This window comes from Nostoc cycadae WK-1 (assembly GCF_002897135.1).
GTDB lineage: Bacteria > Cyanobacteriota > Cyanobacteriia > Cyanobacteriales > Nostocaceae > Nostoc_B.
Map to the genome: position 1 here is coordinate 68773 of NZ_DF978433.1, position 24097 is coordinate 92869.

Annotated in this window: 22 protein-coding genes and 1 tRNA gene; 16 read left to right on the forward strand and 7 right to left on the reverse strand. The window is 41.0% G+C overall.

What is annotated here, in order from left to right; translation table 11 throughout:
- Together NCWK1_RS19095 and NCWK1_RS19100 are read left to right on the forward strand one after the other, a co-directional pair.
- A partial coding sequence (locus NCWK1_RS19095) for a TniQ family protein (protein ID WP_222838801.1) occupies positions 1–1496 on the forward strand: 1496 nt, incomplete at its 5' end.
- 102 nt (positions 1497–1598) lie between these two features.
- On the forward strand, positions 1599–2960 hold the full coding sequence (locus tag NCWK1_RS19100; protein WP_103125825.1) for a TniQ family protein: 1362 nt from the start codon (positions 1599–1601) through the stop codon (positions 2958–2960).
- Between the two features lie 192 nt (positions 2961–3152).
- On the opposite strand, the gene NCWK1_RS19105 is transcribed toward NCWK1_RS19100, so the two are convergent.
- The 3 genes from NCWK1_RS19105 to hisF all read right to left on the reverse strand — a co-directional run bounded on the left by NCWK1_RS19105 (position 3153) and on the right by hisF (position 4391).
- Positions 3153–3225 (reverse strand) — tRNA-Ala (locus tag NCWK1_RS19105).
- Between the two features lie 96 nt (positions 3226–3321).
- The gene (locus NCWK1_RS19110) at positions 3322–3513 is read right to left on the reverse strand and encodes a hypothetical protein (protein ID WP_015113328.1); all 192 of its coding nucleotides are present in this window, start codon (positions 3511–3513) and stop codon (positions 3322–3324) included.
- A gap of 104 nt (positions 3514–3617) precedes the next feature.
- Entirely contained in the window at positions 3618–4391 is a 774-nt protein-coding gene (gene hisF, locus NCWK1_RS19115; protein WP_096584337.1) for an imidazole glycerol phosphate synthase subunit HisF, read from the reverse strand.
- A 157-nt stretch (positions 4392–4548) separates the two neighbouring features.
- Here hisF and ruvB point away from each other — a divergent pair, with 157 nt between their 5' ends.
- From ruvB to NCWK1_RS19130, 3 genes are all read left to right on the forward strand, one after another.
- Positions 4549–5649: a Holliday junction branch migration DNA helicase RuvB gene (gene ruvB, locus NCWK1_RS19120; protein WP_103125826.1), complete on the forward strand. Its 1101-nt coding sequence runs from the start codon at positions 4549–4551 to the stop codon at positions 5647–5649.
- An 84-nt stretch (positions 5650–5733) separates the two neighbouring features.
- Positions 5734–6576, forward strand: coding sequence for an Rpn family recombination-promoting nuclease/putative transposase (locus NCWK1_RS19125; protein ID WP_096584343.1), 843 nt, complete (start codon positions 5734–5736; stop codon positions 6574–6576).
- A 289-nt stretch (positions 6577–6865) separates the two neighbouring features.
- On the forward strand, positions 6866–7672 hold the full coding sequence (locus NCWK1_RS19130; RefSeq protein WP_103125827.1) for a tetratricopeptide repeat protein: 807 nt from the start codon (positions 6866–6868) through the stop codon (positions 7670–7672).
- A gap of 165 nt (positions 7673–7837) precedes the next feature.
- On the opposite strand, the gene NCWK1_RS19135 is transcribed toward NCWK1_RS19130, so the two are convergent.
- Positions 7838–8626 (reverse strand): TIGR01548 family HAD-type hydrolase, encoded by a 789-nt coding sequence (locus tag NCWK1_RS19135; RefSeq protein WP_096584348.1) that lies wholly within the window; start codon positions 8624–8626, stop codon positions 7838–7840.
- A 198-nt stretch (positions 8627–8824) separates the two neighbouring features.
- On the opposite strand from NCWK1_RS19135, the gene NCWK1_RS19140 reads away from it, so the two are divergent.
- Together NCWK1_RS19140 and NCWK1_RS19145 are read left to right on the forward strand one after the other, a co-directional pair.
- Positions 8825–9124, forward strand: a complete 300-nt coding sequence (locus NCWK1_RS19140) for a 30S ribosomal protein PSRP-3 (protein WP_015113334.1) — start codon at positions 8825–8827, stop codon at positions 9122–9124.
- Between the two features lie 381 nt (positions 9125–9505).
- Positions 9506–10294: a hypothetical protein gene (locus NCWK1_RS19145; RefSeq protein WP_187308185.1), complete on the forward strand. Its 789-nt coding sequence runs from the start codon at positions 9506–9508 to the stop codon at positions 10292–10294.
- Positions 10295–10337: 43 nt separating this feature from the next.
- On the opposite strand, the gene psb29 is transcribed toward NCWK1_RS19145, so the two are convergent.
- Positions 10338–11045 carry a photosystem II biogenesis protein Psp29 gene (gene psb29, locus NCWK1_RS19150; protein WP_103125828.1) on the reverse strand — a complete coding sequence of 236 codons (708 nt, stop codon included), beginning with the start codon at positions 11043–11045 and terminating at the stop codon, positions 10338–10340.
- A 324-nt stretch (positions 11046–11369) separates the two neighbouring features.
- Here psb29 and NCWK1_RS19155 point away from each other — a divergent pair, with 324 nt between their 5' ends.
- Entirely contained in the window at positions 11370–11987 is a 618-nt protein-coding gene (locus tag NCWK1_RS19155) for a chromophore lyase CpcT/CpeT (RefSeq protein WP_096584356.1), read from the forward strand.
- 83 nt (positions 11988–12070) lie between these two features.
- On the opposite strand, the gene NCWK1_RS19160 is transcribed toward NCWK1_RS19155, so the two are convergent.
- Both NCWK1_RS19160 and hemF read right to left on the reverse strand, forming a co-directional pair.
- Positions 12071–12439, reverse strand: coding sequence for an STAS domain-containing protein (locus NCWK1_RS19160; protein WP_015136575.1), 369 nt, complete (start codon positions 12437–12439; stop codon positions 12071–12073).
- A 400-nt stretch (positions 12440–12839) separates the two neighbouring features.
- A complete protein-coding gene (hemF, locus tag NCWK1_RS19165) occupies positions 12840–13883 on the reverse strand; it encodes an oxygen-dependent coproporphyrinogen oxidase (RefSeq protein ID WP_096584359.1) in 1044 nt (347 codons plus the stop codon).
- A 441-nt stretch (positions 13884–14324) separates the two neighbouring features.
- Here hemF and NCWK1_RS19170 point away from each other — a divergent pair, with 441 nt between their 5' ends.
- The 8 genes from NCWK1_RS19170 (at position 14325) to NCWK1_RS19205 (ending at position 24028) form a co-directional block, all read left to right on the forward strand.
- Entirely contained in the window at positions 14325–14849 is a 525-nt protein-coding gene (locus NCWK1_RS19170) for an SRPBCC family protein (RefSeq protein ID WP_096584362.1), read from the forward strand.
- Positions 14850–15031: 182 nt separating this feature from the next.
- Positions 15032–16105: an Mrp/NBP35 family ATP-binding protein gene (locus tag NCWK1_RS19175; RefSeq protein WP_103125829.1), complete on the forward strand. Its 1074-nt coding sequence runs from the start codon at positions 15032–15034 to the stop codon at positions 16103–16105.
- Positions 16106–16380: 275 nt separating this feature from the next.
- Complete coding sequence (gene rodA, locus NCWK1_RS19180) at positions 16381–17763, forward strand: rod shape-determining protein RodA (RefSeq protein ID WP_103125830.1); 1383 nt, start codon at positions 16381–16383, stop codon at positions 17761–17763.
- 202 nt (positions 17764–17965) lie between these two features.
- Positions 17966–18166 (forward strand): NAD(P)H dehydrogenase subunit NdhS, encoded by a 201-nt coding sequence (locus NCWK1_RS19185; protein ID WP_096584371.1) that lies wholly within the window; start codon positions 17966–17968, stop codon positions 18164–18166.
- A gap of 85 nt (positions 18167–18251) precedes the next feature.
- Positions 18252–18908, forward strand: coding sequence for an HAS-barrel domain-containing protein (locus NCWK1_RS19190; protein WP_096584374.1), 657 nt, complete (start codon positions 18252–18254; stop codon positions 18906–18908).
- Positions 18909–19054: 146 nt separating this feature from the next.
- On the forward strand, positions 19055–21190 hold the full coding sequence (locus tag NCWK1_RS19195) for a cation:proton antiporter domain-containing protein (RefSeq protein ID WP_103125831.1): 2136 nt from the start codon (positions 19055–19057) through the stop codon (positions 21188–21190).
- 346 nt (positions 21191–21536) lie between these two features.
- The gene (locus NCWK1_RS19200) at positions 21537–22472 is read left to right on the forward strand and encodes a UDP-glucuronic acid decarboxylase family protein (RefSeq protein ID WP_096584380.1); all 936 of its coding nucleotides are present in this window, start codon (positions 21537–21539) and stop codon (positions 22470–22472) included.
- A 164-nt stretch (positions 22473–22636) separates the two neighbouring features.
- Entirely contained in the window at positions 22637–24028 is a 1392-nt protein-coding gene (locus NCWK1_RS19205; protein ID WP_096584383.1) for a UDP-glucose dehydrogenase family protein, read from the forward strand.
- Positions 24029–24097: the final 69 nt, after the last annotated feature.

Genomic DNA, 24097 nt, shown 5'->3' on the forward strand with positions numbered 1-24097 from the left:
ATATCCGGAAAGTGACAGAAGAGGGCTATGTAGAGAGCCTAACAGGTTACATTGCAAGATTAGCTCAAGAACATTGTATCCCCACAGGAATTTTAGTTTTAAGTGAACTTGCACCTGTTCTGAAAGAAGGATACATCTTTCAAGGTAAAGATGGAGGTTTAGACCAAATTTTTGCTAATCAGACAAAAGCTCTAAACGGAATGGGCAAATGGGTTGAAAAGCTCATTCCAGCCATCGAATCATTAACTCTACGTAATGATTTGCGTTTTTTAACAATGCTCAATTGGACACAATTAATTCCTCCAAGGAATTTACTTCGCTCTGTAAGAGCTTGGTGTCCAATTTGCTATGAACATTGGCGTGTAAATCATCAAATAATCTATGAACCACTTCTTTGGTCACTTAATGAGCTAACAGTTTGTATGCTTCATTGTCAGAAACTCTGCACTAATTGTCCACACTGTGGGAAAGAAAATAGGTTTTTGGCTTGGCATTCAAGACCTGGTTACTGTTCAAAATGTAGAAAGTGGCTTGGGCTACCTCAAGATATTAAATCAGTATCCGAGATAGGTTTGAACGAAGATGAAATAAAGTGGCAAACATGGGTTACACAAAATCTTGGAGATTTAGTAGCAGCTTCATTCAATATATGCCCTTCATCTTACAGAAAAATTTCTATTAATCTTTCAGCTTATTTAAATATTTATACACAGGGTAATATAGCTGTCTTTGCTCAAAAGATAGCTCAAGGACATACTCAAACCCATAGATGGTGTACAGGAAAATCGCAACCAACAATCGATACTCTTTTGAAAATTTGTTTTAAACTTGAGACATCTTTAGTAGATTTTCTAACTAAAGAAGTAGTTATAACAGATGATTGTAATAACAGCATAGAAAAACAAAATCAATATCAACCAATTAGAAAAGCTGAAAGGAATTACAAACAATTACAAACCTCGCAAGAAGTCTTAGAATCATTAAAAAATGCTCTCCTTGAAAACCCCCCACCATCCTTAATAGAAGTAGCTGAGCGGCTTGGATATAGACGAACTACTACTTTATACTTTCACTCTTCAGATTTGTGTAAAGCGATAGCCGCACGACATGCTGAGTATGAAAAAGCTATAAGGTTACAACAATTGCAGCACTTCTTGGAAGAAGTAGTTAGGAGCTATGAGTATCCACCACCATCTTTACAGGAAATTGCCAGGCGTTTAGATAAAAAATCTGTACACAGCTTAGATAACCATTTCCCAGAGTTATGTAGCATTATTTCTGAAAGATACGCTATTTATCGCCAAGAATGCAAAAAAAGAAGGGTAGAAAACTTAAGCCAAGAAATTAGAAGCGTAGCATTTCAGCTTCACTCTCAAGGAATAGAACCAACTGCCAGCAGGATTTCAGTACATTTGAAAAAGCCTGGTTCAATTATACAGAAAGAGGCTATTGCGGCAGTACAGGAAGTAAGATTTGAACTCAATTTAGAAGAATAAAAAGAGAAAATTCTGCCTGAATTCTAAATCTTGAATTATGCTGGATTTTTCAGTGTGGTTGGTAAAAGATTCAATGAGAATTAAGAAAGTTTAGGAGCAAACGTGCTGACCATAGAGCAGTTGTGGGACTTGAAGTTGCCTTTAATTCCACCCCGGAGCCGACTGTACCATATTGAGCCTGTTGGAGTTGGAACACTATTAGTGGAAAGCCTGACTGGTTACGTTGCTCGATTGGCTGAGGCCCACTGTTTACGTCCAGGAGTTTTGTTAGAAAGAGAACTAGCATCAGTTTTAAATAAGGCTTATGGATGTACAAATTTACACAAAATCTACCGCTTTACAGGGGCATTAAATGGTACAGGTGTCATGGCTGCTGATTTGAGCCAAGCCCTACAAAATCTTACTTTATGTGAGAATCTTCATTTTTTGACCTTGCTTAGCTGGTCTAAACTGCTTACTTCTAGGAATTTGCTTCGCTCTATCCGAGCTTGGTGTCCGGCTTGTTATAAAAATTGGTATAAAACCAATCAAGTAGTTTATGAACCTTTACTATGGTCACTAGAAGTGGTCAAATTTTGTTCAGTTCACAAGCAAAAATTAAGCCAACAGTGTCCTCATTGTGGCCATAAGAACTATACTCTGGCTTGGCGATCGCGACCTGGATACTGCTCTAAATGCGAAGAGTGGCTAGGAGCAGAAACTGAGATAGAATTCTGCACTCACCAAGTTATATCCCAAGCTGAGCTAGAATTTGAGATTTGGATAGCGACCACCATTGGAGAATTACTAGCGTATACCCCATCTTTAGAGTCTCCGCTACCAAAAGACAGGATTGCTAAAGCTTTGTATGCTTATATAGAGCAAGCAACTGAAGGCAATATGGCTGTATTCGCCCGTCAGCTTCAAATTCCCAAAAATACTTTATGGCTTTGGTGTAAAGGTCAGAGTTTACCTTCGCTGAAGTCACTATTGAAAATTTGCTACTGCTTAAAAATATCTATATTGAATTTCCTAATGGAAGGAGTAGAGTCGACTAATTTTTTTCAGACACATCGACTACCACCTACTCAAGTTGAATCCAAACCTAGAGTAAACAGCAAGGCTTTTGATGCTGATAAAGTTGAACAATATCTTAAAACAATGCTGATAAGTAATGAGTTTCCACCACCATCAATGGAAGAGGTAGCTAGAAGGCTTAGTTGTGACAGAAGGGCTATTTTTAGGCATTTTCGAGATTTATGTTCTGCAATTTCTGCTAAGTACATTCAATATCGAAAGGCTTGTTACTTAGAAAACGTAGAGATATGCTGTAAGGAAGTACGAGATATTACGCTCAAACTTCACAATCTAGGCCAATACCCAACTGAAGCTCGTGTTTCAGAATTTATGTCTAAACCAGGGTACTTGCGAAATAAAATAGTACGTGCTGCTTTAGGTCAAATCCGGCATGAATTAGGCATATAAACAAGACAATAAAGTTTATGTAACATTAACTACTTATAGTCTAAGAGATTTCCCATTTTAATCAGATTGAGAGACTATGACATAAATTGGAAGCATAACTTTGCCGATTTTAATTAGAAGCATAAGCTTGCCATTGCGGCAAAGTTATCGTTCCACTTACATTCAGAGTCTCTTTCTTTTGAAAAATTATTATGGAGCTAAGCGGGTTCGAACCGCTGACCTCTGCAATGCCATTGCAGCGCTCTACCAACTGAGCTATAACCCCGAAAAAAACATCTTTTATTGTGCCTTAATAATTTCTTATTTGTCAAGTCTTCTCTGTGTAATGAATATAAATACTTAATTTATTACACAGAACTATCTATGAAACTTGTAATAAGTAGGTCATACAGTGACCCATGAGAAAGTAAACTACTAACATAGCAGCAGCGGCAAGCGCTACCAATGTCCCTGCTAACATCAGAGAAAATTCTTTATTCTCGTAGGCTTTTTCCATAAGATGTAGCGACCATGCCACCAGTGCTACATCAAATAATAAAATAGGAATCAACATATTTCTTAATATATATTAATACTTGTAAAATAATATTAACATCGTTTTCAAGAACTGGACTCAATTTGGGTGGCAGTCACAAGGATTTAATAATATCTTTCGGCTTATGGGTACAAACGTACTGGTATGTGGCGATCGCGCAAATAATTTTTAATTTCTGAGACGCTTAATTGCCCGTAGTGCAGTAATGATGCTAATAATGCAGCTTCTGCTTTACCGTCTGTTACTGCTTGATAGATATGTTCACAATTACCTGCACCCCCAGAAGCAATTACGGGGATTTGGACTGATTGGGCGATCGCTTTGGTTAACTCTAAGTCATACCCTGCTTGAGTTCCATCAGCGTCCATACTTGTAACTAATAGTTCTCCTGCACCGCGTTGCTCAACTTCAGCAGCCCACTTGAGGGCATCTAAACCTGTGTTTTCCCGCCCACCACGCACGTACACATCCCAGCCAGGATTTTCAGTATCAACTCTGCGTCTGGCATCAATTGCAACAACTATGCACTGATTACCAAAGCGATCGCTCGCCCGATTTATCAAGTCTGGGTCACGTACTGCCGCAGAGTTAATACTAACCTTGTCTGCTCCAGCCCGTAACAAAGCTTTAACATTTTCTAAGGTTTGGATACCGCCGCCTACAGTTAGCGGAATAAAGACCTGCTCGGCAGTGCGGTAAACCACATCGAGAATTGTATCTCTGTCTTCATGAGTCGCTGTAATATCCAGAAACACTAACTCATCTGCCCCAGCATCGTTGTAAACCTTTGCCAACTCAACCGGATCACCTGCATCTTGGAGATTAACAAAGTTAACTCCTTTTACAACCCGTCCCGCCTTCACATCCAAGCAGGGTAAGATCCTTTTAGACAACATAGTAAATTCTCAACTCCTTGCTTCAATGTCTGGAATTTAAATTTTAAATTGGTACGTGTCTTCCCAACCCAAAATTTTCGCATCTGAGGTTTATTCTCAAATATTGCGATGTCGATGGCGCTCAACCAGTCCTCAAGTCAAAGTTAATAGCTGAATTATGGCGATAATCTCCTCGAAAAAACAGCCTCCCGAACCCAACAAACCACCCAAAGAGCCGCGGGAATCAGTAAAAGCATCTTCCCAAGAAAATATATTGCAGCCTGAAGCCGCTTTTGATGAACAAGGAAAGCCAGAAGAGAGTATCCGACCACAGCGATTTGCCGATTACATTGGGCAGAAAGACTTAAAGGATGTGCTAGAAATTGCTATCAAAGCCGCAAAATTACGGGGCGAAGTCCTGGATCACTTGTTGTTATATGGCCCACCAGGATTGGGTAAAACGACAATGGCAATGATTTTAGCATCAGAAATGGGGGTCAACTATAAAATTACGAGTGCGCCAGCGCTAGAACGTCCACGAGATATTGTCGGGCTATTAGTTAACCTTAAACCCGGAGACATCATATTTATCGATGAAATCCATCGTCTTTCCAGGATGACTGAGGAAATTCTGTATCCAGCTATGGAGGATTATCGCTTAGATATTACCATTGGCAAGGGTACAAGCGCTCGCATTAGAAGTTTACCCTTGGCGAAATTTACTTTAGTAGGAGCGACAACCCGCGTTGGTGCTTTGACTTCACCTTTACGCGATCGCTTTGGCTTAGTGCAGAAGTTACGCTTTTATGAAGTGGATGAACTTAGCCAAATTGTTCTCCGCAGTTCTCAACTACTACAAACCAACGTCACAGCCGATGGTGCAACGGAAATCGCCCGCCGTTCACGAGGTACACCACGAATTGCTAATCGGTTACTTAAACGAGTACGTGATTTTGCGGAAGTCAAAAAACTAACAGAAATTACTGAAAGTATAGCTGCTGAAGCACTCCAACTCTTCCAAGTAGACCCCTGCGGCTTAGATTGGACAGACCGCAAAATGCTAAGTGTGATCATTGAAAATTTCAATGGTGGCCCTGTGGGTTTAGAAACTATCGCCGCCGCCACAGGTGAAGATACCCAGACAATTGAAGAAGTATATGAACCTTACTTGATGCAGATTGGCTATTTAAGCCGCACACCGCGCGGTCGCATTGCCACAAAAGCTGCATATCAACATTTGGGATTCAAACCACCCAATGAGCAGTTGTCTATTTTGTAAAGAGACAGAGTGCGATCGCATAATCACGCTTCAGGGGATGTGAGATGATGCGATCGCAGACTGAAACAAAAAATAGAATGCTTCATGCGCCGAGATTCAATCTTTTATAAACTCTTTCAACAATCCCCCAGTTTATTATTTGAACTCTTGACAAATATACCAAACAATGCAGATTTTTATCGATTTGACTCGGTAGCTGTCAAAGAACCTAAATTTGAAATAGATGGCGTATTTCTCCCACCAGAAACCGAAGGTGCAGGAGTTGTGTATTTTTGCGAGGTACAGTTCCAGAGAGACGAAGAACTTTATGAAAGGGTATTTGCGGAATCCTCGTTATATTTCTACCGCAACCGTGCCAGATTCAGAGATTGGCAAGCAGTAGTTATCTACCCATCACGTAGCATTGAACAACAGGATATTTATCCTCATCGCACGCTACTAAATGGAGAGCAAGTCCATCGGGTGTATTTAGACGAGTTAGGTGAGATTCGTCAATTACCATTATGGGTAGCGTTAATGGTGCTAACTACAGTAGAGCCAGAACAAGCACCAACAGAAGCAAGGTATTTATTAACCAGAGCCAGTCAAGAAACATCCCCAAAGGCCAGCCGCGCCATAATAGAGATGATTACGACAATTATGGTGTACAAATTTGAAATATTAAGTCGAGCCGAGGTAGAGTTGATGTTAGGAATAACACTGCAAGAAACGAGAGTTTACCGTGAAATCAAAGAGGAAGGACGAACAGAAGAAGCTGCTAACTTAATTAGCCGACAATTAACTAAGCGGTTTGGACAGTTATCAGATGAAATGCGCTCATCAATTTCTGGTTTACCTTTACCTGTTCTGGAAGATTTGAGCGAAGCACTGTTAGATTTTGGTAGCCTTGCTGATGTACAGGTTTGGTTAGAGGCGGTGGAAAAATAAACTAAAAGACTTACGCACCAAGATTGTCTGTAGAGATTGGGTTTAGGGGTATGAGGGTTTTGGATACATCAACCCTTGTGTACACCCTTGACTTTTCGTTTTTATACTTACAGGTCGACGTAAATAAATAAGACCATCTGGAATTGCTAAAAAGCTAGTGGTATGACTATTATTTCTTTTGCCTTTTGACTTTCTACTTTTGCCTTGTTTTACTAGCTTGCTGTATGAGACAGTTTTCGCCATGATAAATGGTGGAATCTCCACCGCAGATAGACACAGGTAAACCCAGATGATTAAGTTAATTAGTGTTGTTCTTTGTCTGTTACTTGTGTTTGGCTGGGGTCAACCAGTCATGGCACAATCCCAACAACCCAACTTCACGCCAGAGGAACTGCAACAAGGTGAAGAATGGGCAAATCAAGCATTTACAGCGACAAATCAGGGTGACTTTGCCACGGCTGAACAATATTGGACAAAAATTATTGAAAAATTTCCGACGAATGCAGGTGCATGGAGTAATCGCGGAAATTCGCGAGTAAGTCAGAATAAGCTGCAAGAAGCATTAGCAGACTACAACAAAGCTGTAGAATTAGCTCCGAATGTGACAGATCCCTATTTGAATCGGGGTACAGCTTTAGAAGGTTTAGGAAAATGGGATCAGGCGATCGCAGACTATAACCATGTCCTAGAATTAGATCCAAAAGATGCAATGGCCTATAACAATCGCGGTAACGCCAAAGCAGGTTTAGGAAACTGGGATCAGGCGATCGCAGATTATAAAAAATCTACCGAAGTTGCACCCAATTTTGCCTTTGCTCGTGCTAACTATGCGATCGCTTTATATGAAACTGGCCAAATAGAGCAAGCAATCCGCGAAATGCGAAATATTGCCCGGAAATATCCCAAATTTGCGGATGTGCGTGCTGCTTTAACCGCCGCTTACTGGGTAAACGGCCAGAAAGGTGAAGCCGAAAGCAATTGGGTAGCCGCTTATGGTTTAGATCAACGTTACAAAGATATTGACTGGGTGAAAAATATCCGCCGCTGGCCGCCTACTATGGTGGCTGCTTTAGATAAATTTTTGAAACTTCAGTAATCAAAAAATCCCCAAGCTGCATCCTTTGATGGGTGCAGTAAATCCAAAATCTAAAATTGGTTGATGATTGATTGCCATAATTAGCTAAATTTTGAGCGATTGGGAATAAAAGCGATCGCATTCTCAGCTTTATATTCCCAAGGCCAGCTAGTTAGTATTTCATCACTACAATAATTCTGCAATCTTGGCAGGATTTAACTCTTGAACATTACTCAAAACTACTGCTGCTCCAGCTTTTTGGAGCATTTCACTATAGGCTTGAGAGCGTGCTGCTGTTTCCTGCACATGCGGCGGTAACACTCCAACACCAACCCAAGTCCGGTGCGGCTGTAATTCTCGCGCTTTACCGACTGTGTACATATCCGCGACAGTATCGCCCACATAGATGACCGCGGTATTACTTTGCCCATTCTCTAACTTATCAACAGTAGCAAACAATCCTGTAGGGTCTGGTTTACCGGGTGCGTCTTCCATCGCAATTAACACTGGAGATTGCAAACCCAAACGTTTTTCTAAAATGTAATTAGCAGAACCGCGAGTCGCACCGCTAAAAAATCCCCAAGCAATCCCAGCCTGGGTAAGCTGCTGGAGATACTCTGAGCTTAACAATAAAGGTTCATCACAAATATATCCCGTGAAATTATTCGGGTCTGGGCCACGGTAACGAGCTTGAAAGAAAGCAACAATAGTGTTGTAGTCTAGCTTTTTTTGATCTCGTTGTTGTCCTTGAGACTCACAGTAGCGGTAAATTAATTCTTGGGAGGCTTCCCAATCATTATTCCAAACACCTTCAGATTTGAGTCGGTCAATATCTAACGGTGTAGGACGATATGCAGCGTTAGTAAAATACTCTACAGTATCGGCGATCGCGCGGCGATAAGAACCGCTGACATCGCGCACAACACCATCAATATCAAAAACAACGAGCGATCGTGCTGAAGCTTGTGCCGTCATGGTTGCGTAGATAAAGAAAGATTTAAGCTTTTCAGATTTTAAATTGGATAAGTATTCATAATAAACACTTCTTTTCTATTCCCCACTCCTTGAAAAAGCTAATTGCTAATTACGGTTTAGTCATTGAGTTAGATATTAAGTTACAATAAGCAATCGCAAACTTAGTAAGTAATGCCCGGATATTTCCCGGAGGTGTGATTGACCAAGTTCATTCTAAAAATTCTTTGGTTGGAAGATAACGTTGCCCTAGCAGTTGACCAAGTTGTAGGTAAAGGTACTAGTCCTTTAACGAAGTACTTTTTCTGGCCTAGAAATGATGCTTGGGAAGAGTTAAAAAAGGAACTCGAATCCAAGCACTGGATTACTGAGCTAGATCGCGTTGAATTGCTTAACAAAGCAACAGAAGTGATTAACTACTGGCAAGAGGAAGGTAGAAACCGTCCAATGGCAGAAGCTCAATTGAAGTTTCCCGAAGTTGCTTTCACAGGTAGTGCTTGATACTGCATAATTAGCTGTTTTGCTACTTTTCAGATGTTCACAATTTGCTGCTCTTGTCCCTGCTGTCACAATCCAAAAATTGGGCAACAGGGTTGACAAACAGCAGCAAAAAATGTTGGTTCTATCTACTTAATTTTTACTGCTCTTTACTTTGTTGAGCAAATTGGTATTGCTTCCCCAACCTAAAAAAGAATGGGACAGTAGATTATCTGTAGAGACGTGATTAATCGCTTCTCTACAGCTGATGAGCTTTTTTTTATTCATACACGCCAGATAAATTGTTTGTATAAAAAACAACTTATAAATTATTTAAAATCACCACTATATACAAGTAATATTGCATACAATGGGTTGACCATAAGTGCAAAAACATAGCCCAGTATGCTGTTGCGTTTCTCTTACCAAGCTTTAATTACCCCTTTAGTAGCCTGTTTGAGTGTATTAGGAGTTAGCGCCCTTCAATTCCCGCGACTACAATCACTGTTAATTAACAAACAAGCTGCTTCTTTAGAAATTTTAGAACAAGACATTCAAGCTGAACATCTGCGTCTGAGTTTATTAAAAAAGTTACCTAGTTTTGGCTATGACAATTTTATGGCCAATTGGGTGTATTTGAATTTCTTACAGTACTTTGGTGATGACGAAGTTCGAGAAAAAACAGGTTACAGTCTTAGCCCAGAATATTTTGAAATTATTATTAAACATGACCCACGATTTTTAGGGGCTTATATAAGTCTTTCTACTAGTACTTCTATGTATGCTGCGATGCCAGAACGCTCTATCAAATTGATTCAGCAAGGTTTGCATTCTATCACGCCCCAAGTTCCTGAAAAATCATATTATATATGGCGTTATAAAGGTACTGATGAATTATTATTTTTAGGAAATTCTCAAGCCGCGCAAAACTCTTTCAATACGGCTGCAAATTGGGCTAATCAATATTCAGATCCTGAAAGTAAATATATGGCTCAGAATTCTCATCAAACTGCTGTATTCTTGAGCCAAAATCCTGATAGCAGGTACGCACGAATTGCCACCTGGGCAATTGTCTTAAATAATGGAGTTGATGAAAAGACTCGGAAAAGAGTTGTAAAAGAAATTGAGACTTTGGGAGGAACGGTAAGTAGTACCCCAACAGGAAACAAAATTACTTTTCCTCCCAAGGATTGAATAAACTACAGATTTTTAGCAATGAACTATTGATTACTGTTAATTATTCGTTAGCAGTAGGGGGAGTTACTGGTGCGGTAGATTGCTGTTGGCGTTGTTCGCGTTTTTTACGGTCGGCTGATATCATATCTGCCATTACCACCAGTGCTTGCGACATTTTCTCTAGATTAGAGCGATATAACTCTAAGTCTTTGCTGAGTTTATCCTCAGATAAATGCAGTCCAGCCGCAATAGTGTTGATTGCGTCAGTACGTTGCTTGTCATCTTTAACCAAGTCTGGGTCAGACTGCTCCAGTAAGGAGAATAGACCAATAGCAAACAAGCGATTGTATTTAAATTGAGAATTGTTAGCGATCGCTTGCAACTGTAATTGTAAATCAGGATCTTGATTTAAATGATTAGTTTGACTCAACCAAGCAATTAAATCATTAGCTGCTAAACTTTTTGCCAAAGTTTGCAATCTTTCAGCATCATGTCTATAGCGTTGTGCTTCTTGCTCTACAGCCTGACAGATAGCATGAAAAATTGATTCTTTGTCTCGTTCCGGTTGGTAGCCTTGCATAAAGCGGTCAAAAGTTGTGACAACGCCCAAGGCATAAATTGGATTGTAACTAAAATCAACATTTACTGATAGCAGGTGCATTTCCACCATCAACTCTTCTACTACCCGACGATAGATTGTGTTGATGGGACGGGTATGTAAGGAGTAGAAAGTTCGCTTTGTATCAGAGACAGTACGGACGTTATTCACAAAGAAAATATTAAGAATGTTAAGGGCGAAGTTATTTTATTGTCTCCCTTAAAGGCTACTTTGCCAAGTTCGGGTTTCTCATCAGAATCTTTGGTTAATTTGGTAGCATAAAGGGGATCAATTTTATTTGTGCAGTCTAGAAACAGAATCCTGAAGTCTGATTACTCTACCCAAACAGCAGAGAGTTGGAATAAAAAATGTGTAGGAAATTTGTTTTACCCACCAAGGTAAGCTTTTAAAGCAGTCTTGATGAGCCAATTTTACACATTTCATATTGAATTATTTTTGATCAAATATTTTTAATTGTGCATCTCAATTTAATTTATGAGCCTTTCACCTCTTCTAATTACTCTAGGTAAATACATCGCTGGGGAATTTGACAATCGGGAACAGGCTTTAGCAGAACCTGCTTGGTATGTCCACCTACGTATGTGGCAAAGACCAGTTAACTTATTCACAGAAGACAGTATTACCTTGTTTGCCGAGCAAGCTAATATTGTCAACTTAGACCGCCCTTATCGCCAACGAATATTGCGCTTAATGGCAGGTAAGGATGTTGATGCAGCTTTGCAAATCCAGTACTATATGCCTAAAAATCCAAGTGCCTTAAGTGGCGCAGGCCGCAATCCTGCTTTACTCAAGACACTCACAGTCGAACAATTGGATTTATTGCCAGGGTGTATACTCACGCTGACCCAGCAAGAATTGACTCCTAAAAATTACAAGTTTATCGCTACTCAACCGAACGAGGCTCGTTGCTGCTTTAGTTATCAAGGCAACAATGTACAAGTTTCCTTGGGGTTTGCAGCCACAGCAGCAGAATTTTATAGCTACGACAAAGGCATTGACTCAGAGACAGGCAAAGCAACTTGGGGAGCGATTTTAGGGCCTTATCGCTACACTAAACGGGAACATTACTCAGTTTTGAGTGGGGAGTGCTGAGTGTGAAAAATATTTACTAACAACGCACGAGAAAACAGCTTAAAGCTGAAAGTTAGTCTTTTTACTCAGCACTTAGTACTCGATTAACTAGCGATACTCCGAGGAACACCTTCTAAAGCTTCCTCTTCTGTTTCAAAAATTTCAAATACTGTGTCCATCATCGTAACTTCAAACACGAGTTTGGCTTCTGGGTGTACGTTACAGATGCGGAAACTGCCTTTGACTTTATCCGCATCACGCATCCCAGCTACCAAAGATGTGAGACCAGAACTATCAATAAAATTTACTTGACCAAGATTCACTACTACATGGCGACTGAGCTTGGAAATACATTCCTGCAACTTCAAGCGAAATTGCCAAGCTGTAGTAATGTCTAGACGACCAGCTGGTGTTAAAACTATGACGGTATTACCGTCCTGGGTTGTATAGGTTGTTTGTTCTATTTGTATCACTAAAAATCCCCGTGGCACTCATTTTCAAATTGACTATTGCTGGATTAACCCTGAGATTGGTGAGTCAAAGAACTTACTTTTTTGGTAATCTTGACTTTCGTTGGCACGAAAGCTTGCCAAAAACTTGGTAAATTAATTGACTCACCACTTGAGCAGACTATCCAGTGCTGACACTTGAGATAAACAAGTTATAGCTAAAATAGTCACCTATTTACTAGGTGCTTACCTTTAGTAGTGTAACTCACTAAAAAAGTGCAGAGTGCTAATGAAAGTGCTGAGTTGAAAGCGCTGAGTGCCAAGTAACGAATATGCAAAATTTTATATTCCTATACAACGCACCCAACACTGAAATTGCCAAGCAAATTAATCTAACCCAGGGGAGGTTACATTGTATGTGATCTTAGTGGGTTGCTTGCCAATTTATCCAGTCTTGGGGCTTGAGGAAAGTATTATATAATTCGGCTTCGGGGGAATTGGGTTCAGGCTGATAACCATATTCCCAACGCACTAAGGGCGGTAAAGACATGAGAATAGATTCGGTGCGCCCGTTGGTTTGGAGTCCAAAAATTGTGCCTCGGTCGTAAACCAAATTAAATTCAACATAGCGTCCGCGGCGGTACAGTTGGAAATTCCGTTCGCGATCGCCATACTCTGTTTCATGTCGCCGTTGGGCAATTGGCACGTAGGCTGGCAAAAAGGTGCGACCACAACCTTGGATAAAAGCAAATAAATCTTCCCAAGTTCGTTGCTCTACTACTCCTACTTGGTCGCTGTAATTAGCTGCTGGGCCTTTGGGGTTAGGGCCACGATATAAAGTACCTTGACCATCTTGATAATCAAAGAATAAACCGCCTACACCCCTGGTTTCATTGCGATGTTTTAAATAAAAATATTCATCACACCAAAGCTTAAACACTGGATAATACTCAGGATGGTGTTGATCGCAAGCCTGCTTAAAGGTTTTATGGAAGTGGGCAGCATCTTCAGCAAAAGGGTAATAAGGTGTCAAGTCAGCACCACCGCCAAACCACCAAACTGGCCCTGCTTCAAAATAACGGTAGTTTAAGTGAACTGTGGGGACATAAGGATTCCGGGGATGTAACACCAAGGAAGTGCCTGTGGCATAAAATTGGTGTCCCTCGGCTTCGGGACGTTGGGCTAAAATCGAGGGCGGCAAGTGAGAACCCCAAACTTCAGAAAAATTTACACCTGCTTGTTCAAAAATTTTGCCCTCACGTAACACACGCGATCGCCCACCACCACCCTCCGGACGTTCCCAAGCATCTTCTTGAAACTCACCCACACCATCTAATTCGGTCAATGCTTGGGTAATTTCGTCTTGCAGCTGTTTCATAAAGTGACTCACCCTCGCCTTAGCATCCGTTGGTGGTAAGAACTTGGACGATACTGCTTTTACTGTTGGGGTGTGCGAATTAGTCAACATAGAGATTCCCGAACCTTAATTACAATTGCCAAAAAGCCAGAAATTTTCAGTTAAAAATTTGTAGACAATCCGAACTCATTTTTTAGCTCGACTTGCTCAAACTAATGTTTTTTTGTCACGCTTTTACACTATTGATGTGTATGACTAGAGTTATTTTCCCTCAAATGCGTATAGGCTTGTATATTGACTCAGTTTTTTTTGTACTTCTTGATGGGAACATTCTGGTGTTATATCAACTTCTGGCAAGTTAGTATATGCCGTACTGATGATGGTGATGCCCCGCAAGCCTCGGTTTTCAGCCTTAGCAACCTTGTTGCCATCTGTGCCTAATCGTTACTTGCTATGCCACAACCAAATATTGAGAAATGTTAAGTAAGGGCAACTAGGATTGCTCACCATACCAGAGTTACCAGCAAGTCTGTAGCGAGGAGGATAAGGCAAATGCGAGGTTGGTTATCGAAATTCATCCACCGCAAACGTCGTCGGTTTTGTGCATCTTTAGTACGGACGTATCGAGAGATTAGTGATGCTTCTGTCGATGAACTATGGCAAAAGGTAGTTGACTTAACAGATGTTTCTTGGCATCCCCTACTAAAAAGTACCAACGTACCCTACGGATTAGTACCCAAACCTGGATTAATTTACCAAGCTGTCACACGCTTTTCACCCTTTCCTATTCGCATCTTTGTCGAGCGAGTCAATCCTAGAGAACTTTTGAGTGTGAGAGTTTTGGCTATTCCTGGCGTGGAAGAACGAATTACTTATCAAGTGGAATCTACGGTTTGTGGTACTTGTTTATCTTATTCTGTGACCCTAAAAGGCTGGTTATCCCCGCTAATTTGGTCATTTTCCCGTCCTTATGCAGATCGAGTAGCACGTTCTTTAGTTGAATCCGTAGAAAATGCCGCAGTCCAAGCGGTATCTAGTAAGAAAAAATCTCTTAATGATAGTTGCTTTGATTTTTAGAGTATAGATGTGACAGGTTACAGGTTACAGGCTACGGATAAAACAGGTACTGCCAAAATTGTTTTTTAATCCATAGTCTCTAGCCTCTAGCCTCTAGTTTGCTATTCCCAAGAAAGTTAAGATTCTATTAGGTAAGAATAAAAATTTCTTAAATTTTTTACGGCGGTAATGCTGAAAACACTATGTACGATGTCCTTGATTCCCGTTCTGTCTTAGAAGTATTGCGACCTGTACAAGACCCAGAACTCCGCAAGAGTCTGGTAGAACTGAATATGATTCGCAACGTTAACATTGACGGTGGCAAGGTGAGCTTCACTTTAGTTTTGACCACACCCGCCTGTCCCTTACGTGAATTTATTGTCGAAGATTGTGAAAAAGCTGTGAAAAAACTACCTGGGGTGACAGAAGTTAAGGTAGAAGTCACAGCCGAAACACCACAGCAAAAAAATGTACCCGATCGCAACGGTGTTCCTGGGATAAAAAATATTTTGGCAGTTTCCAGTGGCAAAGGCGGTGTCGGTAAAAGCACGGTAGCTGTGAATGTTGCCGTTGCCCTCGCGCAAACAGGGGCAAAAGTCGGCTTGCTAGATGCGGATATTTACGGCCCCAACGATCCCACTATGCTAGGACTGGGTGATGCTCAAATTACCGTTCGTTCTACAGACAAAGGCGAAGTTTTAGAACCTGCATTTAATCATGGTGTCAAATTAGTCTCTATGGGCTTTTTGATTGATAAAGATCAGCCTGTAATTTGGCGTGGGCCAATGCTAAATGGGGTGATTCGCCAGTTTCTTTATCAAGTGGAATGGGGTGAACTAGATTATTTAATTGTGGATATGCCGCCAGGAACTGGTGATGCCCAGTTAACTTTAACCCAAGCCGTGCCAATGGCAGGAGCCGTAATTGTGACTACACCACAAACGGTGGCTTTATTAGATGCTCGTAAAGGATTACGGATGTTTCAGCAAATGAACGTCCCTGTTTTGGGAATAGTAGAAAACATGAGCTACTTTATTCCCCCAGATATGCCAGATAAACAGTACGATATTTTTGGTTCTGGTGGTGGTGAAAAAACCGCCACCGAGTTGGGAGTTCCTTTATTGGGCTGCGTACCATTAGAGATTTCCACGAGAGTTGGTGGTGATAATGGTGTGCCGATTGTTGTGGCTGAACCAGATTCGGCTTCTGCCAAAGCATTAAAAGCGATCGCCCTGACCATTGCAGGTAAAGTATCAGTCGCTGCACTGACAGCATAAATTTTAATTTTTGTCTGATTCCTAGGCAGTTGCCTGGGAATACAGATTATGAATTGAGAATTTAGAAGTTAAAATTCAGAAGTCAGTATTTCTCGTAGTTTCAGTATGAGGATTCTATGTGGGAAAAATATTTTATTTTGAAAAATAAATTCAAAGGTTTGTGAACTCAATTACTCATACAATCTCAGAAAATTTCTCCTGAATTCTACTTACTGTATCCTAAATTCTTTTACTCAGTAAATTTAACTCTTCAAATTAAATTCTCAAATCGCACAATGTTGTTAAAACGTTCGCTCCCCAAAGTTCGCTGGAAATCTTGGGTCAAGCCTTGGCAGCAAATAGATTGGTTGTTATTTTGTTTACCTGTTGCTGTCAGTATTTTTGGCGGCATTATGATTCTGAGTACAGAACTCAAACAGCCAGTTACAGATTGGTGGTGGCACTGGTTAGTAGCTGGGATTGGTGTTTTCATAGCGTTGTTTTTATCTCGAATTCGCTACGAAAATTTACTTCAGTGGCATTGGATTACATACGGTCTGACTAACTTCAGCTTAATTGCGGTGATGCTGGCTGGTACTAGTGCTAAAGGCGCACAGCGCTGGATTAGCGTTGCGGGTTTTAATGTTCAACCGTCAGAATTTGCCAAAATAGGGATAATTATCACTCTAGCGGCTTTATTACACAAGCGCACAGCTTCTTCCCTAGATAACGTTTTTCGGGCTTTGGCAATTACAGCAGTTCCGTGGGGATTAGTATTTTTGCAGCCTGATTTGGCGACATCCTTGGTATTTGGGGCGATCGTTTTAGGGATGCTGTACTGGGCTAATGCCAATCCCGGCTGGCTAATTTTGTTAATTTCTCCAGTCATTTCTGCTATTTTGTTTAGTATTTACTGGCCTTTATCTGAGCCAATAGACTTAACGAAGGTACTAGCTGTTGGGTTGGGGTTTTTAGGATTTAAAGAAATAGGTTTTGCGTCTTTAGGATTCCTGAAAGAAATAGCTGTAACTCCTTTAGGCATTCTTTGGGCATTTGCAATGGCATTTGTTGGCTGGCTAACACTAACTTGGCGGCGATCAGGTCTTGCGGCTATTGGTGCTTGGACTCTCAATATTTTGGGTGGTGAACTGGGAGTTTTTGCTTGGAACCACGTCTTAAAAGAGTATCAAAAAGACCGACTTACTGTGTTTATTAACCCCGATCATGATCCTTTGGGTGCTGGCTATCACCTGATTCAATCACGCATTGCCATTGGTGCTGGCGAAATTTGGGGATGGGGTTTGTTTAAAGGGCCGATGACTCAACTCAATTTCGTCCCTGAACAGCATACAGACTTTATTTTCTCAGCGGTAGGTGAAGAATTTGGGTTTGTGGGTTGTTTAGTAGTGTTGTTTGTTTTTTGCTTGATTTGCTTCCGTCTGTTGCACGTAGCGCAAACAGCTAAAGATAACTTTGGTTCGTTATTGGCGATTGGTGTTTTGTCGATGATTGTGTTTCAGTTAATTGTCAATGTGGGGATGACCGTTGGTTTAGCCCCTGTAGCCGGGATTCCGCTACCTTGGATGAGTTATGGACGTTCTGCAATGCTGACTAATTTCATCGCATTAGGAATAGTAGAATCAGTGGCAAACTTCCGACAAAAGCAGAAGTATTATTAATGAGTCAATCAATTTTAGATTTTGGATTTTAAATTTTGGATTTGTTCTGCTCACTAGAGCAGGGCAAGAACGAAATAAATCTAAAATCGGCACAGTTAATAGTCAATAGTCAATGGTCACTAGTTTTAGTGCAAAAGACAAATGACCAATGACAGAGGACAAGTATTAAGCTATTAACAGTAAACCAGCGAGGGTAAAAATCATGATTCTGCCTGGAGCAACTGTTCGCGTCAAAAATCCCGCAGATACCTACTATCGCTATGAAGGACTCGTACAACGGGTAAGTGATGGCAAAGTAGCTGTGTTGTTTGAAGGTGGCAACTGGGATAAACTAATTACCTTTCGCCTGTCAGAGTTGGAACCTGTAGACACCACCGCAGGACGTAAAGCAAGTAAGAAGTAAAAAGTAAAAAGGCAAAAGAAAAATAATTAATCTCTTTTGCCTTTCGTCTTCTACCTTTTGCATTTTGCCTTTTAACCTTGATTCTATGCGTCTTCCTCTACCACAATTTGCAACAAGCGATCGCCACCCCAATCATATTGCGGAGGTGATTGAGACTAACACTACTGAATTTCTGGCGCAATGCTTGGAACCAGAAGACTTGAGCTTTCCAGCGATGCCACCTTTTGGTAGTTGGGTTTGTGCTGTAGATGAAGAATCTGGTAATCAAGTGTATGCTGTGGTGTCTTATGCCACAACCATGCCGATAGATTCTATACATCGGGCTGTGGCGCTGGGGTTGTCATTGCAAGATTTACGCGAGGAACAACCCCAGATATTTGCTATGCTCAAAACTGAATTTCGGGCGGCGATTGTTGGTTTTGCACCGCCTTCCCCCAATTCCCACGAAATCTCCAGAATATATCAGTATCTACCACCCCGCCCGCCGCAAATTCATCAAGCGGTTTATCGATGCGAAGCGGAAGCAATTATTAAATTTACAGAAGAATTAGATTTTTTACGGACATTATTGTCTGTAAATGGTGCACCAGTTGAGTCTTTAACCGCAGCAGCCATTCGAGATGTTTACCAGTTACGCAAAGCTGACCGAGAATGGCTAGTCAAGGCAGGACGGATGCTGAGTGTGCTTTTAAAAGACGATTATGATCGCTTACGGTTTATTTTAAGTCAAATCCATCCATAGGTAGTTATTTTCTCAACAATTACCTCAGTAGTTTGAAATAAACTGTTTTGTCATTTGTCAGGGTGGCTTTTATAATTATTTATTTTGATTGAGCGATCGCCGTTGAGGATATCGCTACTTTGCCGTCGCCCCTTTAAGTATTTCCTATGGAACCAGTATTACAAGTTCTTGCTCTAGAAACAACTTCCCAAGTTCTGGGTCAGGAACCAATCGTTCCCTTAGCAATTTTGTTGCTGGTTATTTTAGTCGTCCCCATCCTGTTTGAGCGTCTCAGACTACCAGGGTTAGTTGGTTTGGTAGGTTCTGGAATTGTACTAGGCCCATCAGGTTGGAATCTATTCCATAGTGATTTATCAATCATTAACCTACTATCTGACATTGGCTTAATTTATTTGATGTTTTTAGTAGGTTTAGAACAGGATTTCAGACAATTACACCAAAATCAGAAACGCTCTTGGGGATTTGCTGGTTTCACCTTTGTTATCCCTTTGTTGATGGGAATCTTACTAGGAAGGATTTTTGGTTTTGCGATTAATACATCTATATTAATAGGCAGCTTATTCACTTCTTATACTCTTTTAGCTTATCCCATTCTTAGCCGCCTAGGAGTTATTAATAATCCAGTTGTTAGTGCCACCATTGGAGCGACAATATTTACTGATATTAGCGCTGTTCTGATTTTAGATGTTTGTTTATTAAGTTTACAAGCAGATGTATTGAGTTTATCTTACATACTCACCTTGTTAGGTAGGCTAATTATTTACACAACAATTATTTTGCTGGGTTTTGATTGGGCTGGGCAAGAATTTTTCCGCCGTTCTGGAGATGATGAAGGGAATAAACTTTTATTTGTATTGTTATCAGTATTTATTGCCATAATTAGCGCTAAACTCATTGGGATAGAAAAAATCGTCGGAGCATTTTTAGCAGGTTTGGCGGTTAATACAGTAGTAGGTGAAAGCCCTACCAAAGACAAGCTTGTCTTTGTTGGTAGTGTGCTATTTATTCCCGTCTTTTTTGTTAAGCTTGGTTTGCTAATTGATTTACCTGGGTGGAGCAGCAGTATGACAACTTTAAAGTTAATGCTGTTAGTTGTTATTGGTGTAATTGTTAGCAAATTTTTAGCAGCGTTGTTAGCAAAAATCTGTTATCGCTACAACTGGCAAGAAATGTTAACTATGTGGTCTATATCACTGCCCCAAGTCAGTACGACCTTAGCTGGTACTTTTTTAGGGTATCGTGCTGGCTTGCTGTCAATGGAAGTATTACATAGTGTTGTGGCATTGATGCTGATTACATCAACTTTAGGGCCGTTGCTCACCAATGGCCTAGCTGTTGCGGTCACACCTACACCCCTGGTAGAAGCACTAACAGTAAATTTGCCTGAACAAAAAAGTGCAGAAAAACACAGTAATTTTACTATAGTTGTACCTATATATAATCCTCAAACACAGCAATACTTAATGGAAATGGCGGCCTTATTAGCTCATCCAGAAAAGAGCAAAATTATCGCGTTAAGTATTGCTACTGCTGCGGCTCGAATGGATGCACCACAGTTAGAAGCATCTCTGCAACAGAGTGAACGCTTATTAGCAAAAGCTAACGACCAGAGTCGTAATTTGGGCATAGAAACATTATCACTACTGCGAATTGATAATGCCTTTGCGTCAGGAATTACCAGAGCCGCACGAGAGCAAAAGGCGAGTTTAATAGTGATGGGTTGGGATCAACGAACTGGGTTGCGATCGCGTTTATTTGGCAATGTAATTGATACTGTACTATGGGCATCTCATTGTTCTGTAGCTGTGACTCGGCTGGTGGAATCACCCCAGAAAATTCAACGCATTCTCGTACCATTAGAAAATTTAACTTCCCCTGTATTGCCTGCTGTCCAGTTTGCCCAAATGCTGGCAGATACAAACCAAGCCCAAGTTACAGTTTTGAATGTGTGCGATCGCCGCATTAGTTCTAGTAAAATCGCAGCAAGGCGATCGCAACTTGCAGTTTTAGTGTCGCAATTAGCTCTGGCAAATCCCCCAGAAATTCAAATTATTGCTCATGAAAATGTTGCCCAAGCAATTTTACAGGCAGCACGATTGTATGACTTAGTAGTGTTACCCTTCGTACGCAATTATACTATCCCTGGTGGTTTAGTTATGAGTGATCTCACCACTCAGATAGCCAGGCAACTTACTTGCTCTATTGTCATTCTGAGAGATGCACAAAATACTCAAATCAGCGCCACACCAAAAAGTGTTGCTAACACTACCTCTACTGTTTAAGGCATTTGCGAAACTCACAACTTAAGATGGGTAATTTGGCAACTTCAGCTAGATCAAAAGTTAGTACTGATTATAATTAGTGTTTTACTGTAAACTTTATTTTGTTGAAGATTTCATGAATTCTAGGGCAGAAACGCTCAACCCTTAAGTGATGTTTGCTATTTTGCTAGATGAATTGTCCAGCAACTAAGTGTCAATGTAACAAAATTGCATACATAACAAAATAATCAATCCCAAAATACATTACTAATTTAGCTCTGTGCGCCCTGCATTTTTGCATCTCGGCTGGGTACTCTAAAAACAAGCTAAACAGCCACTACTAGTATCTGTAAATATCAGGAAAACTATGAGAATTTTGGTGACGGGCGGCGCTGGGTTTATTGGTTCCCATCTTATCGACCGATTAATACCTCAAGGGCATGAAGTAATCTGCTTAGATAATTTTTATACGGGTACTAAACGTAATATCTTCAAATGGATGGGGAACCCCAACTTTGAGTTGATCCGCCACGATATTACTGAGCCAATTCGTTTAGAAGTCGATCAAATTTACCATTTAGCTTGTCCAGCTTCACCTGTACATTATCAGTACAACCCAGTGAAAACCGTTAAGACTAACGTTATGGGAACACTGAATATGTTGGGGTTAGCAAAGCGTGTAAAAGCAAGATTTTTGTTAGCTTCAACTAGTGAAGTTTACGGTGATCCGGAAGTTCATCCCCAAACCGAAGACTACAGAGGTAACGTTAATCCTATTGGACTGCGTTCATGTTACGACGAAGGTAAAAGAATTGCTGAAACTTTGGCATTTGACTACTACAGACAAAATAAAGTTGAGATTCGCGTAGCACGGATATTTAACACCTACGGCCCACGGATGTTAGAAAACGATGGTCGGGTAGTCAGCAACCTGGTTGTCCAAGCACTACGGGGTATTCCCTTAACTGTGTACGGAGAAGGTACACAAACACGTAGTTTTTGCTACGTATCAGATCTAGTAGAAGGACTGATGCGGTTGATGAATTGTGAATTCACTGGGCCGATAAATTTAGGTAATCCTGACGAATACACCATCTTGGAATTGGCGCAGGCTGTTCAGAAGCAAGTAAATCCCGATGCCGAGATTAAGTTTGAACCTCTACCTTCAGATGATCCTCGCCGCCGTCGCCCTGATATTACCAGAGCAAAAACTTGGTTAAATTGGGAACCTACCATTCCTCTGCAAGAGGGGTTAAAACTGACAATAGAGGATTTCCGCGATCGCATAAACAGCGATACCTAGGATTGAAGCTTCACCGCAGTTGCTAAAACTGCTCTGAACTATAGTACAAGCTAACTTTTAGCCATAGCTTGCACTGGAATGATTAGTTAATAGACGATGCGTAGATGTCATATTAACGACTTCATTTTTGCAGAATAACCCCAAGAAAGCGAGGAGATAATAAAATGCGTGTTTGCGTAATTGGTACTGGGTACGTTGGTTTAGTTACAGGTGCTTGCTTGGCTCACATTGGGCATGATGTAGTTTGCATAGACAACAACGAAGAAAAAGTTAAACTCATGAAGTCTGGGCAATCGCCAATTTTCGAGCCTGGTCTTTCAGAAATTATGCAATCTGCCATTCAATCTGGCAAAATCGAGTTTTCCACAGATCTCGCTGCTGGGGTTGCCCACGGTGAAATTCTGTTTATTGCGGTAGGTACACCACCTCTACCCAACGGTGAAAGCGATACCCGTTATGTTGAAGCTGTAGCTCGTGGTATCGGAGCTAACCTCAATGGTGGCTATAAAGTTGTCGTTAACAAATCTACAGTACCCATTGGTTCTGGCGACTGGGTGCGAATGATTGTTTTAGATGGAATTGCAGAACGTCAAAAAACACTGGTACCAGCAGGTGGTGTGCCTAGCGATGACAAATTGCCAGAACTAGCCGCACATTTTGATGTTGTCAGCAACCCAGAGTTTTTGCGTGAAGGGTCGGCAGTTTTCGATACCTTTAACCCCGATCGCATTGTCCTAGGCGGTAATAGCTCAAAAGCGATCGCTATGATGCAGGAACTTTATGCACCAATTGTCGAGCGCAAGTTTGCGGCTGACCAATCTTTGCCACCTGTACCTATACTGGCTACAGACCTCAGTTCGGCAGAGATGATCAAATACGCTGCTAATGCTTTCTTAGCCACCAAGATTAGTTTTATTAACGAAGTTGCTAACATTTGCGATCGCGTTGGTGCTGATGTGACTCAAGTAGCCAAAGGTATTGGTTTAGACTCCCGCATCGGTAACAAATTCTTGCAAGCCGGCATTGGTTGGGGTGGTTCTTGCTTCCCCAAAGACGTTTCAGCGTTGATTCACACTGCTGATGATTATGGTTACGAAGCTCAATTACTCAAATCAGCAGTTAGTGTTAACGAACGCCAACGTTTGATTGCTTTGGAAAAACTTCAGCAAGTCCTGAAAATCCTCAAAGGTAAAACAGTTGGCTTGCTTGGTTTAACCTTCAAACCAGATACCGACGACTTGCGCGATGCACCTGCACTCAACTTAATTGAGCAACTCAACCGCTTAGGAGCCAAAGTTAAAGCTTACGACCCCATTATTTCTCAAACCGGGATGCGTCATGGTTTGTCTGGCGTTTTAGTAGAAACTGATGCTGAAAGACTAGCCGATGGTTGTGATGCTTTGGTACTCGTAACCGAATGGCAGCAGTTCAGCCAGTTAGATTATGCCAAAATGGCACAACTCATGAACAATCCTGTCGTGATTGATGGTCGTAACTTTCTCGACCCTGAAACAATGGTGAGAGCAGGCTTCCAATACGTTGGTATTGGCAGATAGATCTTAATTCTTGATTTTTCAAATAAACAGCCGCGATAATTTGCGGCTGTTTATTTGAGATTAAGGGAA

Bases quoted from the DNA above. Each gene is read 5' to 3' on its own strand.
- hisF (WP_096584337.1), bottom strand. From the start codon at position 4,391: ATGTTGTCTAAAAGGATCTTACCCTGCTTGGATGTGAAGGCGGGACGG.
- NCWK1_RS19135 (WP_096584348.1), bottom strand. From the start codon at position 8,626: ATGACGGCACAAGCTTCAGCACGATCGCTCGTTGTTTTTGATATTGAT.
- NCWK1_RS19195 (WP_103125831.1), top strand. From the start codon at position 19,055: ATGGAACCAGTATTACAAGTTCTTGCTCTAGAAACAACTTCCCAAGTT.
- rodA (WP_103125830.1), top strand. From the start codon at position 16,381: ATGTTGTTAAAACGTTCGCTCCCCAAAGTTCGCTGGAAATCTTGGGTC.
- NCWK1_RS19200 (WP_096584380.1), top strand. From the start codon at position 21,537: ATGAGAATTTTGGTGACGGGCGGCGCTGGGTTTATTGGTTCCCATCTT.
- NCWK1_RS19205 (WP_096584383.1), top strand. From the start codon at position 22,637: ATGCGTGTTTGCGTAATTGGTACTGGGTACGTTGGTTTAGTTACAGGT.
- NCWK1_RS19155 (WP_096584356.1), top strand. From the start codon at position 11,370: ATGAGCCTTTCACCTCTTCTAATTACTCTAGGTAAATACATCGCTGGG.
- NCWK1_RS19125 (WP_096584343.1), top strand. From the start codon at position 5,734: ATGCGCCGAGATTCAATCTTTTATAAACTCTTTCAACAATCCCCCAGT.
- NCWK1_RS19170 (WP_096584362.1), top strand. From the start codon at position 14,325: ATGCGAGGTTGGTTATCGAAATTCATCCACCGCAAACGTCGTCGGTTT.
- ruvB (WP_103125826.1), top strand. From the start codon at position 4,549: ATGGCGATAATCTCCTCGAAAAAACAGCCTCCCGAACCCAACAAACCA.
- NCWK1_RS19175 (WP_103125829.1), top strand. From the start codon at position 15,032: ATGTACGATGTCCTTGATTCCCGTTCTGTCTTAGAAGTATTGCGACCT.
- hemF (WP_096584359.1), bottom strand. From the start codon at position 13,883: ATGTTGACTAATTCGCACACCCCAACAGTAAAAGCAGTATCGTCCAAG.
- NCWK1_RS19190 (WP_096584374.1), top strand. From the start codon at position 18,252: ATGCGTCTTCCTCTACCACAATTTGCAACAAGCGATCGCCACCCCAAT.
- NCWK1_RS19110 (WP_015113328.1), bottom strand. From the start codon at position 3,513: ATGTTGATTCCTATTTTATTATTTGATGTAGCACTGGTGGCATGGTCG.
- NCWK1_RS19145 (WP_187308185.1), top strand. From the start codon at position 9,506: ATGCTGTTGCGTTTCTCTTACCAAGCTTTAATTACCCCTTTAGTAGCC.
- NCWK1_RS19130 (WP_103125827.1), top strand. From the start codon at position 6,866: ATGATTAAGTTAATTAGTGTTGTTCTTTGTCTGTTACTTGTGTTTGGC.
- NCWK1_RS19185 (WP_096584371.1), top strand. From the start codon at position 17,966: ATGATTCTGCCTGGAGCAACTGTTCGCGTCAAAAATCCCGCAGATACC.